At 37.0% G+C, this 18,648-nt stretch carries 21 protein-coding genes; 16 read left to right on the top strand and 5 right to left on the bottom strand.

Translation table 11 applies throughout. The annotated features are described in order from the left end of the window. The first annotated feature begins 17 nt into the window (after window positions 1–17). From VB715_RS09375 to VB715_RS09345, 7 genes are all read left to right on the top strand, one after another. A complete protein-coding gene (locus VB715_RS09375; protein WP_323300939.1) occupies window positions 18–563 on the top strand; it encodes an oxidoreductase in 546 nt (181 codons plus the stop codon). An 85-nt stretch (window positions 564–648) separates the two neighbouring features. Beyond that, window positions 649–2,073 carry a Ni/Fe hydrogenase subunit alpha gene (locus VB715_RS09370; protein ID WP_323300938.1) on the top strand — a complete coding sequence of 475 codons (1,425 nt, stop codon included), beginning with the start codon at window positions 649–651 and terminating at the stop codon, window positions 2,071–2,073. Between the two features lie 31 nt (window positions 2,074–2,104). After that, window positions 2,105–2,596 carry a hydrogenase maturation protease gene (locus VB715_RS09365; RefSeq protein WP_323300937.1) on the top strand — a complete coding sequence of 164 codons (492 nt, stop codon included), beginning with the start codon at window positions 2,105–2,107 and terminating at the stop codon, window positions 2,594–2,596. An 82-nt stretch (window positions 2,597–2,678) separates the two neighbouring features. Further along, window positions 2,679–4,238 carry an NAD(P)/FAD-dependent oxidoreductase gene (locus VB715_RS09360; RefSeq protein ID WP_323300936.1) on the top strand — a complete coding sequence of 520 codons (1,560 nt, stop codon included), beginning with the start codon at window positions 2,679–2,681 and terminating at the stop codon, window positions 4,236–4,238. Between the two features lie 55 nt (window positions 4,239–4,293). Further along, window positions 4,294–5,511 (top strand): FAD-dependent oxidoreductase, encoded by a 1,218-nt coding sequence (locus VB715_RS09355; protein ID WP_323300935.1) that lies wholly within the window; start codon window positions 4,294–4,296, stop codon window positions 5,509–5,511. An 86-nt stretch (window positions 5,512–5,597) separates the two neighbouring features. Continuing rightward, window positions 5,598–6,701 carry an o-succinylbenzoate synthase gene (gene menC, locus VB715_RS09350; protein ID WP_323300934.1) on the top strand — a complete coding sequence of 368 codons (1,104 nt, stop codon included), beginning with the start codon at window positions 5,598–5,600 and terminating at the stop codon, window positions 6,699–6,701. Window positions 6,702–6,721: 20 nt separating this feature from the next. Then, complete coding sequence (locus VB715_RS09345) at window positions 6,722–7,162, top strand: gamma-glutamylcyclotransferase family protein (RefSeq protein ID WP_323301147.1); 441 nt, start codon at window positions 6,722–6,724, stop codon at window positions 7,160–7,162. On the opposite strand, the gene VB715_RS09340 is transcribed toward VB715_RS09345, so the two are convergent. The 4 genes from VB715_RS09340 to VB715_RS09325 all read right to left on the bottom strand — a co-directional run bounded on the left by VB715_RS09340 (window position 7,122) and on the right by VB715_RS09325 (window position 9,291). Then, entirely contained in the window at window positions 7,122–7,607 is a 486-nt protein-coding gene (locus VB715_RS09340; protein WP_323300933.1) for an anti-sigma factor, read from the bottom strand. The two genes, VB715_RS09345 and VB715_RS09340, sit on opposite strands and share 41 nt — an antisense overlap. Before the next feature lie 115 nt (window positions 7,608–7,722). After that, window positions 7,723–8,376, bottom strand: a complete 654-nt coding sequence (locus VB715_RS09335) for a sigma-70 family RNA polymerase sigma factor (protein WP_323300932.1) — start codon at window positions 8,374–8,376, stop codon at window positions 7,723–7,725. Between the two features lie 92 nt (window positions 8,377–8,468). Next, window positions 8,469–8,990, bottom strand: a complete 522-nt coding sequence (locus VB715_RS09330; protein ID WP_323300931.1) for a late competence development ComFB family protein — start codon at window positions 8,988–8,990, stop codon at window positions 8,469–8,471. A 91-nt stretch (window positions 8,991–9,081) separates the two neighbouring features. Continuing rightward, window positions 9,082–9,291 carry an Hfq-related RNA-binding protein gene (locus VB715_RS09325; protein ID WP_323300930.1) on the bottom strand — a complete coding sequence of 70 codons (210 nt, stop codon included), beginning with the start codon at window positions 9,289–9,291 and terminating at the stop codon, window positions 9,082–9,084. Window positions 9,292–9,399: 108 nt separating this feature from the next. On the opposite strand from VB715_RS09325, the gene dapF reads away from it, so the two are divergent. The 9 genes from dapF to VB715_RS09280 all read left to right on the top strand — a co-directional run bounded on the left by dapF (window position 9,400) and on the right by VB715_RS09280 (window position 16,606). Then, window positions 9,400–10,236 (top strand): diaminopimelate epimerase, encoded by an 837-nt coding sequence (gene dapF / locus VB715_RS09320; RefSeq protein WP_416336920.1) that lies wholly within the window; start codon window positions 9,400–9,402, stop codon window positions 10,234–10,236. 124 nt (window positions 10,237–10,360) lie between these two features. Continuing rightward, window positions 10,361–11,086 (top strand): Uma2 family endonuclease, encoded by a 726-nt coding sequence (locus tag VB715_RS09315; RefSeq protein WP_323300929.1) that lies wholly within the window; start codon window positions 10,361–10,363, stop codon window positions 11,084–11,086. A gap of 210 nt (window positions 11,087–11,296) precedes the next feature. After that, on the top strand, window positions 11,297–13,012 hold the full coding sequence (locus VB715_RS09310; RefSeq protein WP_323300928.1) for a metallophosphoesterase family protein: 1,716 nt from the start codon (window positions 11,297–11,299) through the stop codon (window positions 13,010–13,012). 219 nt (window positions 13,013–13,231) lie between these two features. After that, window positions 13,232–13,660, top strand: a complete 429-nt coding sequence (locus VB715_RS09305) for a hypothetical protein (RefSeq protein ID WP_323300927.1) — start codon at window positions 13,232–13,234, stop codon at window positions 13,658–13,660. A gap of 5 nt (window positions 13,661–13,665) precedes the next feature. Then, the gene (locus tag VB715_RS09300) at window positions 13,666–14,112 is read left to right on the top strand and encodes an NADAR family protein (RefSeq protein WP_323300926.1); all 447 of its coding nucleotides are present in this window, start codon (window positions 13,666–13,668) and stop codon (window positions 14,110–14,112) included. Between the two features lie 37 nt (window positions 14,113–14,149). Next, window positions 14,150–14,713, top strand: a complete 564-nt coding sequence (locus VB715_RS09295; protein WP_323300925.1) for a Uma2 family endonuclease — start codon at window positions 14,150–14,152, stop codon at window positions 14,711–14,713. Between the two features lie 25 nt (window positions 14,714–14,738). Then, a complete protein-coding gene (locus VB715_RS09290) occupies window positions 14,739–15,695 on the top strand; it encodes an MDR/zinc-dependent alcohol dehydrogenase-like family protein (RefSeq protein ID WP_323300924.1) in 957 nt (318 codons plus the stop codon). A gap of 10 nt (window positions 15,696–15,705) precedes the next feature. Continuing rightward, window positions 15,706–16,203 (top strand): hypothetical protein, encoded by a 498-nt coding sequence (locus VB715_RS09285; RefSeq protein WP_323300923.1) that lies wholly within the window; start codon window positions 15,706–15,708, stop codon window positions 16,201–16,203. Between the two features lie 49 nt (window positions 16,204–16,252). Continuing rightward, on the top strand, window positions 16,253–16,606 hold the full coding sequence (locus VB715_RS09280; protein ID WP_323300922.1) for a MamI family restriction endonuclease: 354 nt from the start codon (window positions 16,253–16,255) through the stop codon (window positions 16,604–16,606). On the opposite strand, the gene VB715_RS09275 is transcribed toward VB715_RS09280, so the two are convergent. After that, window positions 16,603–18,633, bottom strand: a complete 2,031-nt coding sequence (locus VB715_RS09275) for an N-6 DNA methylase (RefSeq protein WP_323300921.1) — start codon at window positions 18,631–18,633, stop codon at window positions 16,603–16,605. The two genes, VB715_RS09280 and VB715_RS09275, sit on opposite strands and share 4 nt — an antisense overlap. Window positions 18,634–18,648: the final 15 nt, after the last annotated feature.

The raw sequence follows: 18,648 nt of genomic DNA, 5'->3' as shown, positions 1-18,648 counted from the left end.
ATTAACCATTAAAAACCATGAAAAAGATTAAATTAGCAACAGTTTGGTTAGCGGGATGTTCTGGTTGTCATATGTCCTTTTTGGATCTGGACGAATGGTTATTAGAATTAGCCCAAAAAGTAGACATCGTATATAGTCCCATTGCTGATATTAAAGACTATCCAGACGGAGTTGATATTTGTTTAGTAGAAGGGGCGATCGCTAATGAAGAAAACTTAGCATTAATTAAAGAAATTCGACAGAAAACCAAGTTTATTATCTCCTTTGGAGATTGTGCTGTAACGGCTAATGTTCCTGGGATGAGAAATATGTTAGGCCCCGCAGAAACTGTGTTAAAACGCTCTTATTTAGAGCTAGGAGATATCACCCCTCAATTACCACAAGAACCTGGTATTGTCCCAGAATTATTAGATAGAGTGAGTCCGGTTCATGAAGTGGTCAATGTTGATTTATTCTTACCAGGATGTCCCCCCAATGCAGCAAGAATTCGCTCAGTAATTGAACCGTTATTAAAGGGAGAAAGTCCCGTTATGGAAGGGAGAAAAATGATTAAATTTGGTTGATTTTTTGATGATTAATGGCCTTACAGACTTAACAGTGTTAAGCTCCTAGGTTATTTTTACATTTATCCTATAAATAGAGGTAATTATGTCTAAAACTATCGTAATTGATCCCGTCACCCGTATCGAAGGCCATGCTAAAATTTCCATCTTTTTAGATGATGCTGGTCAAGTAGAAGACGCTAGATTTCATGTAGTAGAATATCGAGGATTTGAGAAATTTTGTGAAGGTCGTCCTATGTGGGAAATGGCCGGAATTACTGCCAGAATCTGTGGAATTTGTCCGGTTAGTCATTTACTCGCATCAGCAAAAACAGGAGACAAAATTTTGGCCGTTAAAATTCCAAACGCGGCCGAAAAATTAAGAAGATTGATGAATTTAGCCCAAATTACTCAATCCCATGCCCTCAGTTTTTTTCATCTTAGTAGCCCTGATTTCTTATTAGGATGGGACAGTGATCCTGCCCAAAGAAATATTTTTGGTTTGATAGCATCTGATCCAGAATTAGCTAGAAGTGGCATTCGTTTAAGACAGTTTGGACAAACAATTATTGAACTTTTAGGAGCAAAAAAAATCCATGCAGCTTGGTCTGTACCTGGAGGAGTCAGATCTCCTTTATCAGAAGAAGGCAAACAATGGATCAGCGATAACTTACCGGAAGCCTACGAAACAGCTAATAATGCACTCAGTTTATTTAAAGGAATTCTTGATAGATTTGAAACAGAAGTTAAAACATTTGGTCAGTTTGATTCTCTGTTTATGGGATTAGTTGGAGAAGACGGACTTTGGGAACATTATGGGGGACATATTCGCTTTACCGATAGCCAAGGAAATATTGTTGCCGATAACTTAAAAGAAGAAGACTATAAAGACTTTATTGGGGAGTCAGTTGAAAAGTGGTCTTATCTTAAATTTCCCTACTACAAACCATTAGGATATCCTCAAGGAATTTATCGCGTTGGCCCCTTAGCAAGACTCAATATTTGTTCTCATTTTGGTACAGCTAAAGCTGATCAAGAATTACAAGAATACCGCGATCGCGCTGGAGGGGTAGCCACATCATCCTTCTTCTATCATTATGCTCGATTAGTGGAAATTTTAGCGTCCTTAGAACGCATTGAAAGATTAATTAATGACCCTGACATTTTATCAAATCATACCCGTGCTAAAGCAGGAATTAATAATTTAGAAGCCGTTGGAGTTAGTGAAGCCCCAAGAGGAACCCTTTTTCATCATTACCAAGTTGATGAAAACGGCTTAATTAAAAAAGTAAACCTCATTATTGCTACGGGAAATAACAACTTAGCGATGAATCAAACTGTTGCTCAAATTGCTAAATATTATGTTAAGGGAAATACGATGACAGAAGGAATGTTAAACCGTGTAGAAGCAGGAATTCGCTGTTATGATCCCTGTTTAAGTTGTTCAACTCATGCCGCAGGACAAATGCCCTTACAAATTCAATTATTTGCTTCAAATGGCGAATTACTCGATGAAGTTTTCCGAGATTAATTATATTTAAGACCCAAAAATAGAGTCATAAATGAGTAAAGCATCGAACCTGGAAACCTCAAAAAACATCTTAGTGATTGGCTATGGAAATACTTTAAGAAGTGATGATGGTGCCGGTCAGAAAATTGCTGAAATCGTTGCTAACTGGAACTTTAAAAATGTCATTTCTCTGCCTTTACATCAACTTAGTCCCGAACTTGCTGAAAACATTTCTCAAGCAGATTTAGTGATTTTTATTGATGTCCAAGAAACCACCAATCAAGAAGAGGAAAAACCACAAATTAAACAACTCAAATTAAATAACAATCATACTAACTTCAATCCTCATCATAGTAATCCTTGGAATCTTTTGGCACTGACTAAAGCCCTTTATCAAAAAGAACCCCTGGTTTATTGGATTTTAATTCCTGCCAATAATTTCAATTTTGGCGAAGATTTCTCCTCTATGACGAAAAATGCGATTAATTTAGCTCTAGAAGAAATTAAAAAAATCCTCTGTTTGACGATTCCATCCCCATCATGAATATTAACTAATTCAAACTTTTTTAGCAAAAGAATACCCCTGAAAAAATATGAGATAACATGGGTATAGGAGGAAGGTGTTTATGTCACTCAACCTTCAGACGAATAACATGAAAATAGATTATTTAATCGTCGGTAGTGGCTTGTCTGCTTTGGTATTTGGAGCATTAATGGCCAACGCAGGAAAACGGGTCAAAATATTAGAAGCCCATGAACATCCAGGGGGCTTTGGTCACAGCTTCACTATCGGTAATAAATATACCTTTAATGCCCAACTTCATTATGTTTGGGATTGTGGAGAAGGCGAACCAGTTAATCGTGTCCTTAAACGGTTAAATCTGGCTAAAGAAGTCACCTTTGAACGTTATAATCCCAACGGATTCGATCACATGAGAATGCCTGGTTTTTCCTTAGATATTCCCTCAGATTCTCAAGAATTAATTGGTCGTTTATCTGCCTTATTTCCCGCAAATACCAAGCAAATTAGTCAATTCATTTCAGAAATTCAAACTGTTAGCCAAGGCTTAAAATATCTCTCACCTCCCCTAAGTCCGCTTAAATTATTTAAGCATTTTTCAGAAGTTTGGTGTGCCATTAAATATGTTAATAAAACCCTTCAGGATGTTTTTAATCAATTTCAGTTACCCCAAGCAGCCCAAACTTTATTAGCCTTACAATGGCCAGATTTTTTATTACCCCCAGAACAATTATCATTTTATGCCTGGGTTATCTTATTTACAGGCTATCAAAGAGGGGCTTATTACCCAACAAAGCACTTTGAATTTGTTATCAATTCCTTGGTTAATATCATTGAAAACAATCAGGGTGAGGTATTGTTTAATCAAGAAGTGACTGAATTTATTGTTAATAATAAAACTGTCACAGGGGTTAAAACCATTGATCGTTTAACCCATCAATCCCATGAATTTACAGGACAAACAATTATTAGTAATCTTGATCCCCAAAAAGCCGCCCAAATGATCGGTATTGAAAAATTTTCGAGGGCAGTACAAAACAAGCTAAATTATGAATATTCTCCCTCTAATTATGTGGCTTATTGTGTGGTTAAAAATCTCGACCTCAGAGACTATGGATTTGGCAAATGGAACACTTTTCATAGTGAGCAGCAAGATTTGAATAAAGCCTTTAAACAAATGTATGAGGAACAGGACTTTTCTCAATTAAGTTTTGCGATTACCACCCCGACTTTATTGACTAAAGAAATTAGAGATTGTCCAGAAGATTGCCAAGTAATTCAATTTTTAACTGTCGCCAATTATGATTATTTTAAACAGTTAAAAGAACAGGATAAAAAAGCCTATAAACAAAAAAAAGAAGAAATTTTAAACATCATGCTTGATCTAGTTGAAAAACACTACATTCCTAATTTAAGACAACATATTGTCTTAAAAATGACGGGAAGTCCCACAACTAATGAGCGTTTTTGTTGGTGTCCTCAAGGTAATTCCTATGGGTCCAATTTAACACCAAAACAAATGGGATTAGGACGTTTAAACTATGAAAGTTCCTTAAATAATTTCTATTTTTGTAATGCTTCGTCAGGATATCCAGGATTTGCGGCAACCTTTTGGACGGGAGCAGTTTTGTACCAAAAATTATCCGGTGATTTGATTTTATCTTAGATAAAAAATGTCATGATAACTAATTTTTAAAAAGGAGTAAATGAGGTTTGAAACAATGCAAATAGCAATTATTGGTGGTGGTGCAAGTGGCATGATTACTGCTTATTTACTCGAAAAACAAGGGCATCAAGTGACAGTTTTTGAAAAGCAATCTATCTTAGGGGGTCATATTCGGACATTAAATCAAAATGTTAAACCAAATCACTCAGACTCTAATTTAATTTTGGAATGCGGGGTATTAGAATTTCCTGTTGTCTTTCATAATTTTATCAATTTAATGCAGGAATTAGGCATTGAATTAGAACCTGTTAACACGGGTTCTGGTTTATTTCTACAAGATGGTAGTCACTTTTTATCTGGGGGAATGATTAAAAAGAATTATCAAGGATGGCAAAGATTCCTTGAATATATTCGTTTAGATACATTATATGCTCGTTCCGCAGGACTCTTGGCAAAAATTAAATTTGGTCAAGAATCAGCCTTTCATCATCATCCCATGTCCGACTATTTGCAAGGTCAATGTATTCGGAATTGTTGGCTAAAATTATTGTTAATGTATAGCTATTCTATGTCATTTGATCTGATCGATCAATTTCCGGCTGCTTTAGGAATTCCTATTGTAAGGGATTATGTATTTGTGGATTGGTTGAGGATAAAGGGCGGCGTATATTCTTATATAAAAAAAATTCAAGAAAATTTGCGGGGAAAGATTTTTCTGAATGCAGAAATTGTGGGTATTTCTCGACAAGATAATACCGTAACCCTTCACCTATCCCCAGGAGTAGAAAAACAATTTAATCATCTGGTTTTTGCCACCCCTCCCGATCAAATTCTGACCTTATTATCTGACCCGACAGAAGCGGAAATTAAACGATTTTCTCTCTGGAAAAAAAATCAAGCGACTACAATTATTCATCATGATCATTCAATCTATCAAAGATACGGCATTGCAAAATTCTCGGAATTTGACTTTTTTCAAACCGATAAAGGATGGGGGTATAATGCCTATTTGAATCAAATTTGTGCCATCTCATCCTCTGATAAATATAGTTTGGCTTTTGACTTAGAGACTTTAATTGCCAAAGATAAAATAGTGCATATTCAAGAACATCATACCCCCCTATATACCGTCAACGCTTTTGAATTTGTTGATGCAATTATTAAAACCAATGGGGAAAATAATACTTATTATGCAGGGGCCTATTTAGCTGATGGTTTACATGAAGGGGCTGTTACTTCAGCTTTACGGGTTGCTCAATTAATTGGTCACTAAAAACAATGGTCTATTCTCATCTTTGGCCAAAATTATTAATTTAGTATTAAAATTAGAAAGCCACAAAAATCAACCGGAATAAATTTATGATCATCGAAAGTGCTGAAATCTTTTTATTTGAATTACCTCTGATTAAAACTTATCGCACTAGCTTTGCTGAGATATCCCAAAAAAGAAGTATTTTAGCTAAATTATCAGCTGCGGGTATGTCTGGATATGGAGAAGGTTCGACCCTTCCTTTTCCCTTTTATGTCCCCGATTATGCTGATACTTCATTTCTGGTTCTTAAAGATTTTATTCTTCCTCAAATTATTGGTAAAAACATCGAAAATCCGGCTGAAATTTGTCAGCTATTTTCCCATATCAAAGGTTACTCATTTGCCAAAACTGCTGTAGAAACAGCCTTTTGGGATCTTTATTCACAACAGCTACAACAACCCCTCTGGCAACTCTTGGGAGGAACTTCTAATCAGGTTCAAGTGGGAGGAGCAATCGGTATCATTAAAGATGAATATAAATTACTTGATGAAGTTGCTTTAAATGTGGAAAATGGTGTGCCGCGAGTTAAACTAAAAATTGAACCTGGTTGGGATATTCAACCCCTAGAAAAAGTCAGACAGAACTTTCCTGACTTACCCTTACTAGCAGATGCTAACTCAGCCTATTCTTTAAAAAATCTAGAATTATTAAAGACTTTAGATAACTTTAATTTAATGATGATAGAACAGCCTTTAGCTTGGGATGATATTGTTGATCATGCAGAGCTTCAAAAGCAAATTAAAACGCCTATTTGTCTGGATGAAAGTATTCTTTCTGTAGAAGATGCTCGCAAAGCCATTAAAATAGGTGCTTGTCAAATTATTAATATTAAGCCAGGAAGAGTAGGCGGACTCACTGAAGCTAAAAAAATACACGATCTCTGCAAATCTCAAAATATTGGGGTTTGGTGTGGTGGAATGCTAGAATCCTCTGTCGGACGTTTTTTTAACCTAGCGATTGCTACATTAGATGGCTATATTTATCCAGCAGATATGTCATCAAGCGATCATTATTTTGCCGATGATATTGTTACCAATAAATATAGCGCACAGGGTGGAATCGCTAAAGCCCCCGATTTTCTGAGTGACTTTGCTGTCAATGAGGAGAAACTAAAAAAATACACAGTCTCCTCATACCAGTTTTCCCTATAAAAGCTGTTTTCTCTAAAATGATCTTGAAAGTTTTTGTTTACGGAACCCTAAAACCAGGGGAACGAAATTATCCTATTTATTGCGAAGGCCAAGTCATTAAAACCTGTCGCGCTTACACCTATGGCTATCTCTATCACCTTAATTTGGGGTATCCGGCTATGATGTCAGGAGACAGTAAGGTCAAAGGTTATTTATTGACTTTTGCCGAGGAAATGGCCTTAAAAAAGTTAGATAAGTTAGAAGACTATGAGCCTCAGCGATCGCCGCAAGATAACCAATACATAAGACAAAAACTGCCAATTTATAATGTTACAGGAGAGCCATTAGGGGAAGCTTGGGGCTACCTGATGACCCCTGAAAACATTCAAAAATTTCGTGGAACTTTTCTTAAATCAGGATGGTGGACAGACAAAGACAACCCTAGGGAACCGTGGGAGGAATATCAACCACCGGACGATTGAGGGCAATCGTCAAAGCTTCCCCTTCTCCTTGAGGGTTGGTTAAATTTTCAGCATAACGAGGAGACAAGAAACCATCTCGTAACCCCAAATGAGACACCGCACCCACCACAATAGCGGCGATCGCTAACCCGCCAACCAATACCCCTCGTCTGCTACGCTGTTGATCATCAACGGCATCAAAAACGCGCTCAGACAACTGCTCAGCAGTTACAGGACTATGGGGGACAGGGGCGGTTGGTATTTCTCGCTGAAGACGCAACAACTGCTTATATAGGTGATGAAACTGAGGATCAGTGTCAAGCCATTGCTGGACTTGTTTGCGTTCTGTTGCTGTCACTTCCCCATCCAGATAGGCACTTAACAACTCAAAACGCTCAAACTGATTATCCATATCCCTTGAATCAATGGCCTCGGGCCCTTTCTCTTGTTGAAAATCAGACATCATGAATTAACCTCTCCTAGAAGCTAAACCAAGACACTTGGCTGCGGAGACGGATGCTAAATAATAGCAATGTCATGACACCCCTCACAAATGATGATTGGGATGACTATAATCCCAATTAGTCGAGATATTGTTGTAGAACTGATTGTAATTTAGCTCTAGCTCTAGCAATGCGAGATTTAACAGTTCCTAAAGAAACTCCCGTCATTTCCGCGATTTCTTCGTAAGCGAGGCCTTCAATTTCTCTCAGGACAATGGTAGTACGGAAAGCTTCTGGTAAATCAGCGATCGCTACCTGCAAACGGTCATAAAATTCGCGGGTGGTGAGATTATCATCAGGACTTGGATAATCAGACACAATATCCCATTCAATTTCTCCATCTTCGACCCGCCGAGGCGCGTCTAGGGAGATGGGATGACTTACGCGCTTGCGCTTACGCAATTCATCATAAAACAAGTTAGTAGCAATGCGACTCAACCAACCCCGAAATTTCATCGGTTCATTGAGACGCTTAATGTTGCGGTAAACACGAATCCAAACTTCTTGAGCGAGATCAGCCCGATCTTGCCAATCAGGGGCGAGATGGTAGAGAATCCGATCTACATGGGACTGATAGCGGTGCAATAGTTCAGAAAATGCCCCACGTTCTGGCTGAGAGCCTTCCTGACACCGGAGAATCAAATCATAATTTGAGAGTTTTTCTGGGGACACCTTGGACTGAGACTGTTGCCATTGGCCTAATAATCCAGGTGCAGAAATTGCTTGACTCATGAGCTTACCCAACGCATAATTACTCCTCACGTTATCATCTCTTGACGCATCGGTAAAAATAAGGTTCCCCAGTGGCTCATTTTTGTAGGCGTTCAATCAGGGGCCAGGGATTTGAGCAGATCGGTCATTTTCTCAAAAATGTCATTGCGTTGGGTTTTTTCCAGGGGATTTCTGCCAGGTACCGTGGGACAAGCTACATAGCGTTGAATCCCTTCTTCTACCTGTTGAGCAATCAAGGTTTGTAGTTCTTCTTTTGCCCGCTGACGTTGGTATTCTGCCCCTTCCTGGGTAGTCGCATAGAGAGGGGGTAAGCGATTAAGAGCATAAGCAGCAATATCTCCCACGTCTAACTGACAAGGTTCTTTTGACTCTAGCGCAGCAATACGATTAATCGCTTCACTCAGTACCAATTCTTCCATGAGGTTGATAAACTGTTTTCGTGGCACGGCTTTGACTTCCCCTGTCAATAATGCTCCCATGAGTTGATCTAACGCCATATACTCATCTATAGGAAGTTCTGCGGCTGATTCACAAATCCTTCCGACTTCTTCTTCCATGTTTGGCGTTAAAAAGCCATCTTTGAGGGCTTGGTCGATAATGTTTTGAATGCTCATAAGGTCTAATATTGTCTTGAATCGAGCAGTCTGGTTGGTAATTTCAGGTTGCCCATTTTGGGGATAAAAGTTGCAAATTGAAAGAAATTGATTAGGCGGGTTTAATATAAACCAATGCCTGTCGCCAAATCAGAATCGGTTGTTGAGACTCATCAGACAGACAAATACTTTGAGAATCTTGCCAAAGAACATTGCCCACTAACGTCTCATCCGTCGTTAGCTTGATGGCTATTTTTTGTTTATCTTTGATGTATTTCTGCACTTGTCGCACACTGGGCAACCCTGTATCAAATTCGGTCATTATTGCTCAAAATAAATGTTGACTATTCTTCCAATTATCAGCGATCGCTTGTCCTTCTTTCTCTGGTGATTGATAATTGTTTATAAGACAAGGGAAGGACTGATCATCATGGAATTTACTAAATATCAAGGATTGGGTAACGATTTTATTTTAATTGACAACCGCGCTAGTTCAACTCCCCTCATCTCTCCTGAACAAGCTATTAAAATGTGCGATCGCCATTTTGGGATTGGGGCCGATGGGGTGATTTTTGCCCTCCCAGGTGATCAAAATAGTGATTACACCATGCGGATTTTTAATTCTGATGGGTCGGAACCGCAAATGTGTGGTAACGGAATTCGCTGTTTAGCCCGTTTTTTGGCTCAATTAGAAGGTCAAGAACTCATCGGAAAGTCCTATCGCATTCAAACTTTAGCGGGTATCATGATCCCTGAAATACAAGCTCAGGGACAGGTTAAAGTGGATATGGGAACCCCCTATCTGTTGGCCAAAGAAATTCCTACCACCCTGGGAAGTCCTGATGATAAGGTGGTTAATCAACCCTTAGACGTGGCCGGAAAGTCTTGGTTAGTTACCTGTGTGAGTATGGGAAACCCTCACTGTATTACCTTTGTGGATAATGTTGCTAGTATTGCTTTAGAAAATATTGGCCCCAAGTTTGAGCATCATCCTGTGTTTCCTGAACGGACAAATACGGAGTTTATTGAGGTAGTTCGTCCTGATTATCTGAAAATGCGGGTTTGGGAACGGGGGGCCGGGATTACCCTCGCTTGTGGTACGGGGGCCTGTGCATCTGTGGTTGCAGGGGTTTTAACCGGAAATTGCGATCGCCTTTGTACCGTTGAGTTACCTGGGGGATGTCTCACCATTGAATGGTCAGAGGTTGACGGAAGACTCTATATGACTGGCCCCGCAGAAGCTGTTTTTACGGGTCAATATTATTAATCTTTGTCAGGAATTGGGACATAATAATATTATGTCCCAACAGTTAATTTATTTATGGATTTAACACTGTTCAATCCATAAATAACCATTGCCCCTGAAATATTCATAAGTAAGTTAAGATAAGATGCTATTAAACTACAATCCGAACCATTGTTTCCCTTCTGCTGAAGATTTACCGGACTCTGATGATACACCTGTGGATAACGAACTACAAGACTTAATTCCCCATGTCCTCAAAGATATTCTTGCCTTAATTTGGTCGGAGAGAATGGATTGGTTTTTTGGGGTAGATATGGGAATATATTACAACCCGAAACAACCCACTGATGTGATTGTTCCCGATGGTTTTTTAAGTATTGGAGTTCCCCGTATTATTGATTCGGATTTACGGTTATCCTATGTATTGTGGGATGAACAAGTTATTCCTACTATGGTCTTAGAAGTGGTATCTCAAACCAGACGGGCAGAATATACCAACAAGAAAGAAGATTATGCAAAAATGGGGGTTCTATATTATGTAATTTATAACCCATTACGCAAACGTAAACCCCGTTTAGAAGTCTATCAATTAAACAATAAAGAATATGAATTATTGCCAGGAGAACCCGTTTGGTTGTCTCAAATTAACTTGGGAATTGGGAGAGAAACTGGCATTTATCAAGGGATTGAAAGAGAATGGTTATATTGGTATGATCAACAAGGTAAACGGTATTTAACCCCTGAAGAAAAGGCAGTAGAAGCCCAACAACAAGCCTTAGAAGCTAAACAACAAGCCTTGGAAGCTAAAGAAAGAGCAAAACTACTAGAAGAAAGACTAAGAAGTTTAGGAATTGATCCTAATGAATTATAAATTAGTTGGGGTCAGGACATAATACTATTATGTCCCTACCGTTAATGTTTGTAGGGATTTGACAATGTTAAAACTATAATTATCCATTGGTTACTGTTAAACCTTAATAATAAATTTGGGTTACTTAGTATGTAAAAAAATAAAAAAATCCGATTGAATTTAATGAAAATTATTTTTAGTACACTGTTTATCATTACGCTTTTATTAATCATGAAAACTTATTCTATCACCTCATCATCCTCTTATTCCCTATTAACCGATCCCTTTCTTCAATTCCCCACAGAAACCTCGGTAAAAGTTGTTTGGTTTACTGAGTTTCCTGGGGTTGACCATAAAATTTTTTATGGAGATAATTTAGACAAAATAGCTATTGCTCATACAACAAAATTAAGTCGTACAAGAGAAGATGAAGGTTCAAAAATCACCCCATCCTATTCTCAAACAACTCCTAGAAAAATTTGGCGACATGAAGGAGAAGTTATCGGGTTAACATCAGGGGTTAGAACACCTTATCAAGTCATTAGTGTAGTAGAAGAAAATGCTACTAAAAAAAACATTATTCAAAGTCCAATTTTCTCCTTAACTTCCTTACCTAAACCTGGGACATCTCTAAAAATACTCTTGACATCTGATCATCAATTAATGCCAATGGTAGCAGCTAATTTACAAAAAGTTGTAGAAACAATTGGTCAAGTTGATGCCATCTTTTTTGCAGGAGATTTAGTTAATATAGCTGATCGTGCTTCGGAATGGTTTGATGATCAAAGAGGTGGGGCATTTTTTCCCTGTCTTCAAGGAAAAGCAAATTATCAGCTAGAAAAAGAAGGTAATACAACAATTTATTATGGGGGTAAATTAATTCAATATGCGCCCTTATTTCCCACCATTGGTAATCATGAAGTTATGGGAAGATTGTCAGAAAATACCAGATTAACTCAACAATTTGTTGATGCGATACCTTCTGAAGTAGCAGAAAAAATTTATTTAGAAAAAGCCCCAAAAATCAATCCTAATAACAATAGTCAAATCAAGCAAAACTGGATTAAGAATAATTCTTTTAATACAGAAACCTATCAAGAAATCTTTTCTTTCCCTAAAAATAATGGAAACCATCAAAACTATTATGCTGTGACATTTGGTGATATTCGTTTAGTTGTCTTATATGCTACTAATATTTGGAGATCGCCGAGTTTAGAACCAAATGTTAAAGGGAGATATAAAGAGTCACAACAAGATTTAAACAACCCTGAAAACTGGGGTTATGGACAACATATATTTGAACCCATTAAAAAAGGAAGTTCTCAATATCAATGGTTAGAAAAAGAACTAAATAGTCAAGAATTTAAACAAGCAAAATATAAGATTGTCATGTTTCATCATCCTGTTCATACCTTGGGGGGAAATATTGTACCCCCTTATACTGATCCGATGCCTAATATTAATTATAATAACAATGGTAGTATAGAAACAGTTCGTTATAAATATCCTCAAGAAAATGATTATATTATTCGAGATTTAATGCCCCTTTTAGAAACCGCAAAAGTTAACTTAGTTTTCTTTGGTCATTCCCATCTTTGGAATCGTTTTCTGAGTCCTAGCGGTATCAATTTCTTAGAATCTTCTAACGTTGGCAATAGTTATGGCGCACATTTAGGAGAAAATAAACGTCCTATACCCCCTGATTATTCTAACAATAATTATAGAGAAACAGGTAATCCCAATGGACTCGAACCAATTATTCCTAATCTTAATCCTTTAAAGGATAAAAATAATAATCCCTTACCTTATATTGCCAGTAATGATATAACTATATTTAGTATTTTAGATACAGAAAAGGGAACCATTAGTAGTTATCGCTTTGATACTCGTCAAGGGAATTCAGAAGTCATTAAATTTGATGACTTTAAAATTATTGGGGAGTTTTAGGGTTATAATCCTCTTAGCTCATTGATCCCCATAACTAAAGCAATTTTGTCAATCCCTAGAATTAGGGTACAAATCTTGATATGCTGATAACAGTGTCACTTAAGCAACTCCCTGTCACGACTGTATTGCAAATGCTATAAGTGTTTGCCTAATTTGTCATAATCTGTCATAATATTTGCTTATTCACCGATCAACCCTTATCGTGAGTTTTTGATAATTATGAATCGTTTTTTATATGAAAAATCGATAACTTATCAAGGATATTTAATCATTCCTTTTCTGTTTACTAGAGTTGGGGGAGAGTTTATTTATTCCTATGCTTTATTAGCAGCAGAAGGTTATGAAGATGAATTTCATAAAGCGAAAAACCCATCGGGACTTTGCGCTAATAATTTGAGTGGTATTGTAGAAATTGCTCAACAACATCTTAACAAGTGTAGTCAAAACTTAAAAGACGATAACTATTTTGAGCAACGTTATACTTATCAGAATCATCTGATTATTATTCATCAAGAAGGAAACAAATGTTTTTATGACCATTATCCTTCCAATGAATTAAGAAATATTGCAGCACCAACCTTATTTTTCAACCCTGATGATTGTATTAATTGGATTAAACAAAGATTAAATCGCTCTCAGGTTAGGTAAAATTAATGACTAAACCCATCAGATTTTATCACCAAGACAAGTCCTATGGATTCTTTTCAAATTTTGCTCTCTATCCAATATATTTAAAAGATAAAATCTGGCCAACTTCAGAACATTATTTTCAAGCTCAAAAGTTTGCAGGAACGATTTATGAAGAACAAATACGTCAAGCAAAAGAACCAAGAAAAGCAGCACAGTTAGGACGCGATCGCCATAAACCCTTACGTTCTGATTGGGAACTCATCAAAGATAATATCATGGAAGAAGCTCTTTATGCTAAATTCACTCAACATCCTGAGCTAACCAAGAAGTTACTAGAAACGGGAAATGCTGAACTAATTGAGCATACAAGAAATGATATTTATTGGGGAGATGGTGGAGATGGTAAGGGCAAAAATAAACTAGGAAAATTATTAATGGAAACTCGTGAACGTATCCGCGATGAGTTTTAAAATCAACCAATTAATTTATGTTAAAAGGTAATTAATCATGATACAAACTCCCGCAAAAACTCTCACTTTAGAGGAGTTTCTACAACAACCAGAAACTAAGCCAGCTAGTGAATATATTAAGGGTAAAATTATTCAGAAACCTATGCCACAAGGAAAACATAGTATTATTCAAAGCGAACTTGTATCAGCGATTAATAATGTTCTCAAACCTAAAAAAATAGCTCGTGCCTTTCCTGAGTTACGTTGTACCTTTGGAGGCAGATCAATTGTTCCTGATGTTTCTATTTTCACTTGGGAAAGAATTCCCCGCGATGAGAATGGAGAAGTTGCTAATATATTTCTTTTCCCTCCAGACTGGACAATTGAAATTTTATCCCCCGAACAAAATCAAACTAAAGTTATCAAAAATATTCTCCATTGTCTCCAGTATGGGACTCAAATGGGATGGTTAATTGATCCCAAAGAGCAAACCGTTTTTATTTATCACCCTAAACAGGAAGTATTAGTATTTGATCAATCCGAAAATCTTTTAACTGTTCCCTCATTTACCAGTGAACTAAAGTTAACGATTCAAGATTTGTTAAACTGGTTATTAGAATAATTTATTTGAAGTCAAAATTAAACCCATGAAAGGACTCTGGTTAGAAAACAATCAATTACAATTAAAAACTGATATTCCTATTCCTAAACCATCTAATAATGAAGCTTTAGTCAGGGTTCTTCAAGCAGGGGTTTGTAATACAGATTTAGAATTATTACGGGGTTATTATCCCTATCAAGGTATTCTTGGCCATGAATTTGTCGGTATTGTTGAACAGGGGCCAGAACATTTAATGAATCAACGGGTTGTCGGTGAAATTAACGCCGTTTGTGGGGAATGTCGTTTCTGTCGTAATGATTCCCCTACCCATTGCGAAAACCGTACCGTTTTAGGGATTGTTAATCGTAACGGTGCCTTTGCTGACTATCTTACATTACCTGTTAAAAATTTACATAAAGTGCCTGATAATGTGAGTACAGATCTAGCAACTTTTACCGAACCTTTAGCAGCAGCATTAGAAATACAACAACAGATAAAAATAGGAGAAAATCAACGGGTTTTAGTGGTAGGAGATGGTAAATTAGGACAATTAGTCGCCCAAACTTTAGCCTTAACAGGATGTGATTTATTGGTGATTGGCCGTCACTCGGAAAAATTAGCTAATTTAGCGGCTAGAGGCATTAAAATAGGGTTAGAAAATGAGATAAGAGAAAGAAGTTTTGATATTGCCGTAGAATGTACAGGAAACCCCGCAGGATTTGAGATTGCCCGTCGTTCTTTATATCCTCGTGGTATTTTAGTTTTAAAGAGTACCTACGCCGGAAAATTAACCCTAGATGCTTCTGCTTTAGTCGTCGATGAAATTACGGTTATGGGTTCTCGTTGTGGCCCTTTTCTTCCTGCCTTGGAATTATTAGCCAATAACCAGGTTGATGTTGAATCTTTAATTCAAGCTCGTTATCCTTTAAGAGAGGGTTTAAAAGCATTTGATTATGCTCAACGTCGGGGTGTTTTAAAGGTTTTAGTTGAAGTTAGTTCCTAGGAGCAAGATGTTGAAGATTTTACCTTGGCTTTTGATTTCTCTGGTTGTTACGTTATCTTTTTGGATTCAGCCCGTAGCTGTTGCGAAACAAGTCAACCCAGATACAGCTACTTCTGCGATCCTAGTTTGTTTTTCTGGAGGTCAAGAAATCATCCGCAAAACTGTTTTAGAAGGCCCATTTGCTGACGAGTATAAATTTGCTCATGAGGTGAAAGTTATGGATAAAAAAGGAGAGCATCGCTTTAATTTTTCCGGTGGATTATGTATTATTGATCAAGGAATAGTTGCTACAAAAAAAAAGTTAGATTTGACCAATGAACTTAGTTGTTATTCAGGCGCAAACAAGGTAGTTGAATTTGAGGTTTACGGGCAAGAAACAACAGTAGATGAATATCTTGAAGGGAGAACATTCCTGGCAAAAACCCAGGGAAATTCAATCAATTCTGAATCGATTCATCGGTATTTGGTTTTTGGTGGAGGGGCCTGTCTTGGAGAGGAGATTAATTAGAAAATCTGGTGAATCTAATCTTTAGTCGTTCGTAGGGGCATAATATATTATGCCCCCACCCATTTGTGTTCCCTCTCATTTATCTTCCCAAATGAATCTGCAAATAACGGAGACTACTAAGCAAAAGCGTTGTCGAATCTGGGTAGTAAGAACCCCGTATGATACAGAATTTCGTCGTATAGCAAGGGACTGGTACGAACGACGAAAAAAAGGAATTATTAAAAGCGATAATTTTCAGTTACACCCACCCCGTAATCTCGACCATAATGTATTTACAAATAATTGTGGAAATCTCGAATATCCCCTTCTCTTTGAAGCTCGTATAATAGTTGATAAATATGAACTTACAGTTTTTAATGGGGACATCCTGAACCGTGGTAGCTGTAAAGTTTCTGATGGTTAAAAGATAGATAAAGTATTCATCGATTTCCATACCTCTTGAAGTATGGTGTTGGCCTCATTTAACTGAAGGTTGGCACTTGTAAAAGCTTTTATTAATTCATCATATTTCTTTCGTTTTGGTGAGCTTAATTTAGGAATTATCAACTTAATTGACATCAATTCTTTTGTTTTAATTCTATTATGTGATGACGATGTTCCAGACGTTAATGATTGAATTTGTTTTTGTGCATATTCAGACAAAAGCAATAACATAATCTCATGGGAGCTATAACCCTCCTTTGGTCGCATCACTTCAAATTCAGATGAACATTTTAGGTCAAAGGGCAGATTTGGTACGACTAATGCTCTAGGTATTCTTGGATTGATCTTTGAAAAGAGAATATCTCCTGATTGGCAAGGTTTTCCAGGGGTTTTTGGTTCATATTCCAGTAGTTCCCTGACATTTAAAGAACCAAAAGCCCCTAAATGAAGAACACTAATACATTTCTGTTCTTTGTTGATAGGAAATGCTAGTTTTTTTTTACTCGGAATAATGACTAAAGAATTGAGTGGTAGAATTTCATAATCTTCTGTATTAGCTAAATTTTCAATTATTTGAAGCGTTGATAAACGTTCGGAAGAATAATGGGAAGGAGTCCAGCCTTTTTCCGTAATTGTCTCTTGAGAAACCGTAACACAGGAAGGTTTGATAGAGATGACTTCTAAGTTTGAAAAAGTTTCTCTAGAATTGTTTTCATCACAAACAACCTGCACTAAAGTTGCCAGATCATTTTCACCTTCTGACTTTTTATATGGCACACCTTTTTTGGATGATACTTCATAACCAAGACTTAATACTTTGCTCATAAATACTATATTGTGTTTAGTAGGATGCTTTTTCTCAATTTCTAAAATACAAGTTTTTGTTCTTGTACCAGCTTGAGCAAATGTAACCGATGGCAACTCTGTCATCGATCTTATGGTTAGTTGGTTATGAATTTGGTCACGCAAATAATCAGGTAAACCACCGGAAGAAATCACAGAATCAGGTAACACAGCTAATAACAAACCACCAGGTTTAAGAAGGCTTATGTATCTATCAAGAAAAAGCAATTCTGAGTCAATATCTCCCCCGTGACTCTGAATATAATTATGAAGAAAAGTAAAAAAATCATAACTATGAAGGGATACATCAGACAAACTAAACCTTGCGCCAAAAGGTGGATTAGTCAGAATCAAATCACATTTTTCACGGTATGAATCTAAAGGAGAACCTCTTAATAATGAATTGCCTCGATAGATCTTTGCGTCTGTTATGCCAAAAAGTGCAAGATTCAAAAGGCTTAAACGTGCCATCCTATCAACTTTATCCTGTCCCAATAAAATCGGCTTTATCTCTTTACTCTCGCCCAACACCCAATTACGATAAAATTGAGCCAAGAATGATCCCACACCACAGGATGGATCACAAATAACGGGGGGGTTTAATGCTGTAAATTTTTTATTTTTGATGTCGTTAATTCCAATATCAACCATAAAATTAACGACTTCTGGAGGAGTCATATATTGTGCATCTTCAATATTTTGTCGAAAATTATCTCTAATAAAATGGCAAAATGCTTCGTTTAAAAATTCAAAAGACTCGGCTGTGTGGCTTCCTCTTAAATACCCATTAAATGAACTTAAAACTATCTGCCCTAAAGCTCTTGCTAAAGGTTCCTCTGATTCTGCAATATTGAATTTAGGGTTTTGGCCAAGAAGCGAATCACCATCATAATTAATGAGAATTGAACTTTGACTGGCTAAAAGCAGTGCATGGTTTAAAGACTCAATTAGCCCATTGTTGCTATCATGATTATTGAGAATTGTTTGTAAACTCGGCACTTTTGATTGTGGATCACGAACAGAGGCTATTTCAAGACAAAGCAATTTAACAATTTCATCGAGTTTCGTATTTGAATCTTCCAGTCTTCCTGAACCATGAAATAACTCTCTCATCTCAAAAAGACCAGCATTGAATTGTTTTAGAAGTTGGTTATCTTTCTTCATAGAATGATGTGTCTG

The sequence above is a fragment of the Crocosphaera sp. UHCC 0190 genome (assembly GCF_034932065.1).
Classification (GTDB): domain Bacteria; phylum Cyanobacteriota; class Cyanobacteriia; order Cyanobacteriales; family Microcystaceae; genus UHCC-0190.
The sequence above is the reverse complement of the archived record's forward strand: the minus strand, read 5'-3'. Positions and strand labels throughout refer to the sequence as shown.

Coding starts and splice junctions, on each gene's coding strand:
- VB715_RS09375 (WP_323300939.1), top strand. CDS start 18: ATGAAAAAGATTAAATTAGCAACAGTTTGGTTAGCGGGATGTTCTGGT.
- VB715_RS09370 (WP_323300938.1), top strand. CDS start 649: ATGTCTAAAACTATCGTAATTGATCCCGTCACCCGTATCGAAGGCCAT.
- VB715_RS09365 (WP_323300937.1), top strand. CDS start 2,105: ATGAGTAAAGCATCGAACCTGGAAACCTCAAAAAACATCTTAGTGATT.
- VB715_RS09360 (WP_323300936.1), top strand. CDS start 2,679: ATGTCACTCAACCTTCAGACGAATAACATGAAAATAGATTATTTAATC.
- VB715_RS09355 (WP_323300935.1), top strand. CDS start 4,294: ATGCAAATAGCAATTATTGGTGGTGGTGCAAGTGGCATGATTACTGCT.
- menC (WP_323300934.1), top strand. CDS start 5,598: ATGATCATCGAAAGTGCTGAAATCTTTTTATTTGAATTACCTCTGATT.
- VB715_RS09340 (WP_323300933.1), bottom strand. CDS start 7,607: ATGATGTCTGATTTTCAACAAGAGAAAGGGCCCGAGGCCATTGATTCA.
- VB715_RS09335 (WP_323300932.1), bottom strand. CDS start 8,376: ATGAGTCAAGCAATTTCTGCACCTGGATTATTAGGCCAATGGCAACAG.
- VB715_RS09330 (WP_323300931.1), bottom strand. CDS start 8,990: ATGAGCATTCAAAACATTATCGACCAAGCCCTCAAAGATGGCTTTTTA.
- VB715_RS09325 (WP_323300930.1), bottom strand. CDS start 9,291: ATGACCGAATTTGATACAGGGTTGCCCAGTGTGCGACAAGTGCAGAAA.
- dapF (WP_416336920.1), top strand. CDS start 9,400: ATGGAATTTACTAAATATCAAGGATTGGGTAACGATTTTATTTTAATT.
- VB715_RS09315 (WP_323300929.1), top strand. CDS start 10,361: ATGCTATTAAACTACAATCCGAACCATTGTTTCCCTTCTGCTGAAGAT.
- VB715_RS09310 (WP_323300928.1), top strand. CDS start 11,297: ATGAAAACTTATTCTATCACCTCATCATCCTCTTATTCCCTATTAACC.
- VB715_RS09305 (WP_323300927.1), top strand. CDS start 13,232: ATGAATCGTTTTTTATATGAAAAATCGATAACTTATCAAGGATATTTA.
- VB715_RS09300 (WP_323300926.1), top strand. CDS start 13,666: ATGACTAAACCCATCAGATTTTATCACCAAGACAAGTCCTATGGATTC.
- VB715_RS09295 (WP_323300925.1), top strand. CDS start 14,150: ATGATACAAACTCCCGCAAAAACTCTCACTTTAGAGGAGTTTCTACAA.
- VB715_RS09290 (WP_323300924.1), top strand. CDS start 14,739: ATGAAAGGACTCTGGTTAGAAAACAATCAATTACAATTAAAAACTGAT.
- VB715_RS09280 (WP_323300922.1), top strand. CDS start 16,253: ATGCCCCCACCCATTTGTGTTCCCTCTCATTTATCTTCCCAAATGAAT.
- VB715_RS09275 (WP_323300921.1), bottom strand. CDS start 18,633: ATGAAGAAAGATAACCAACTTCTAAAACAATTCAATGCTGGTCTTTTT.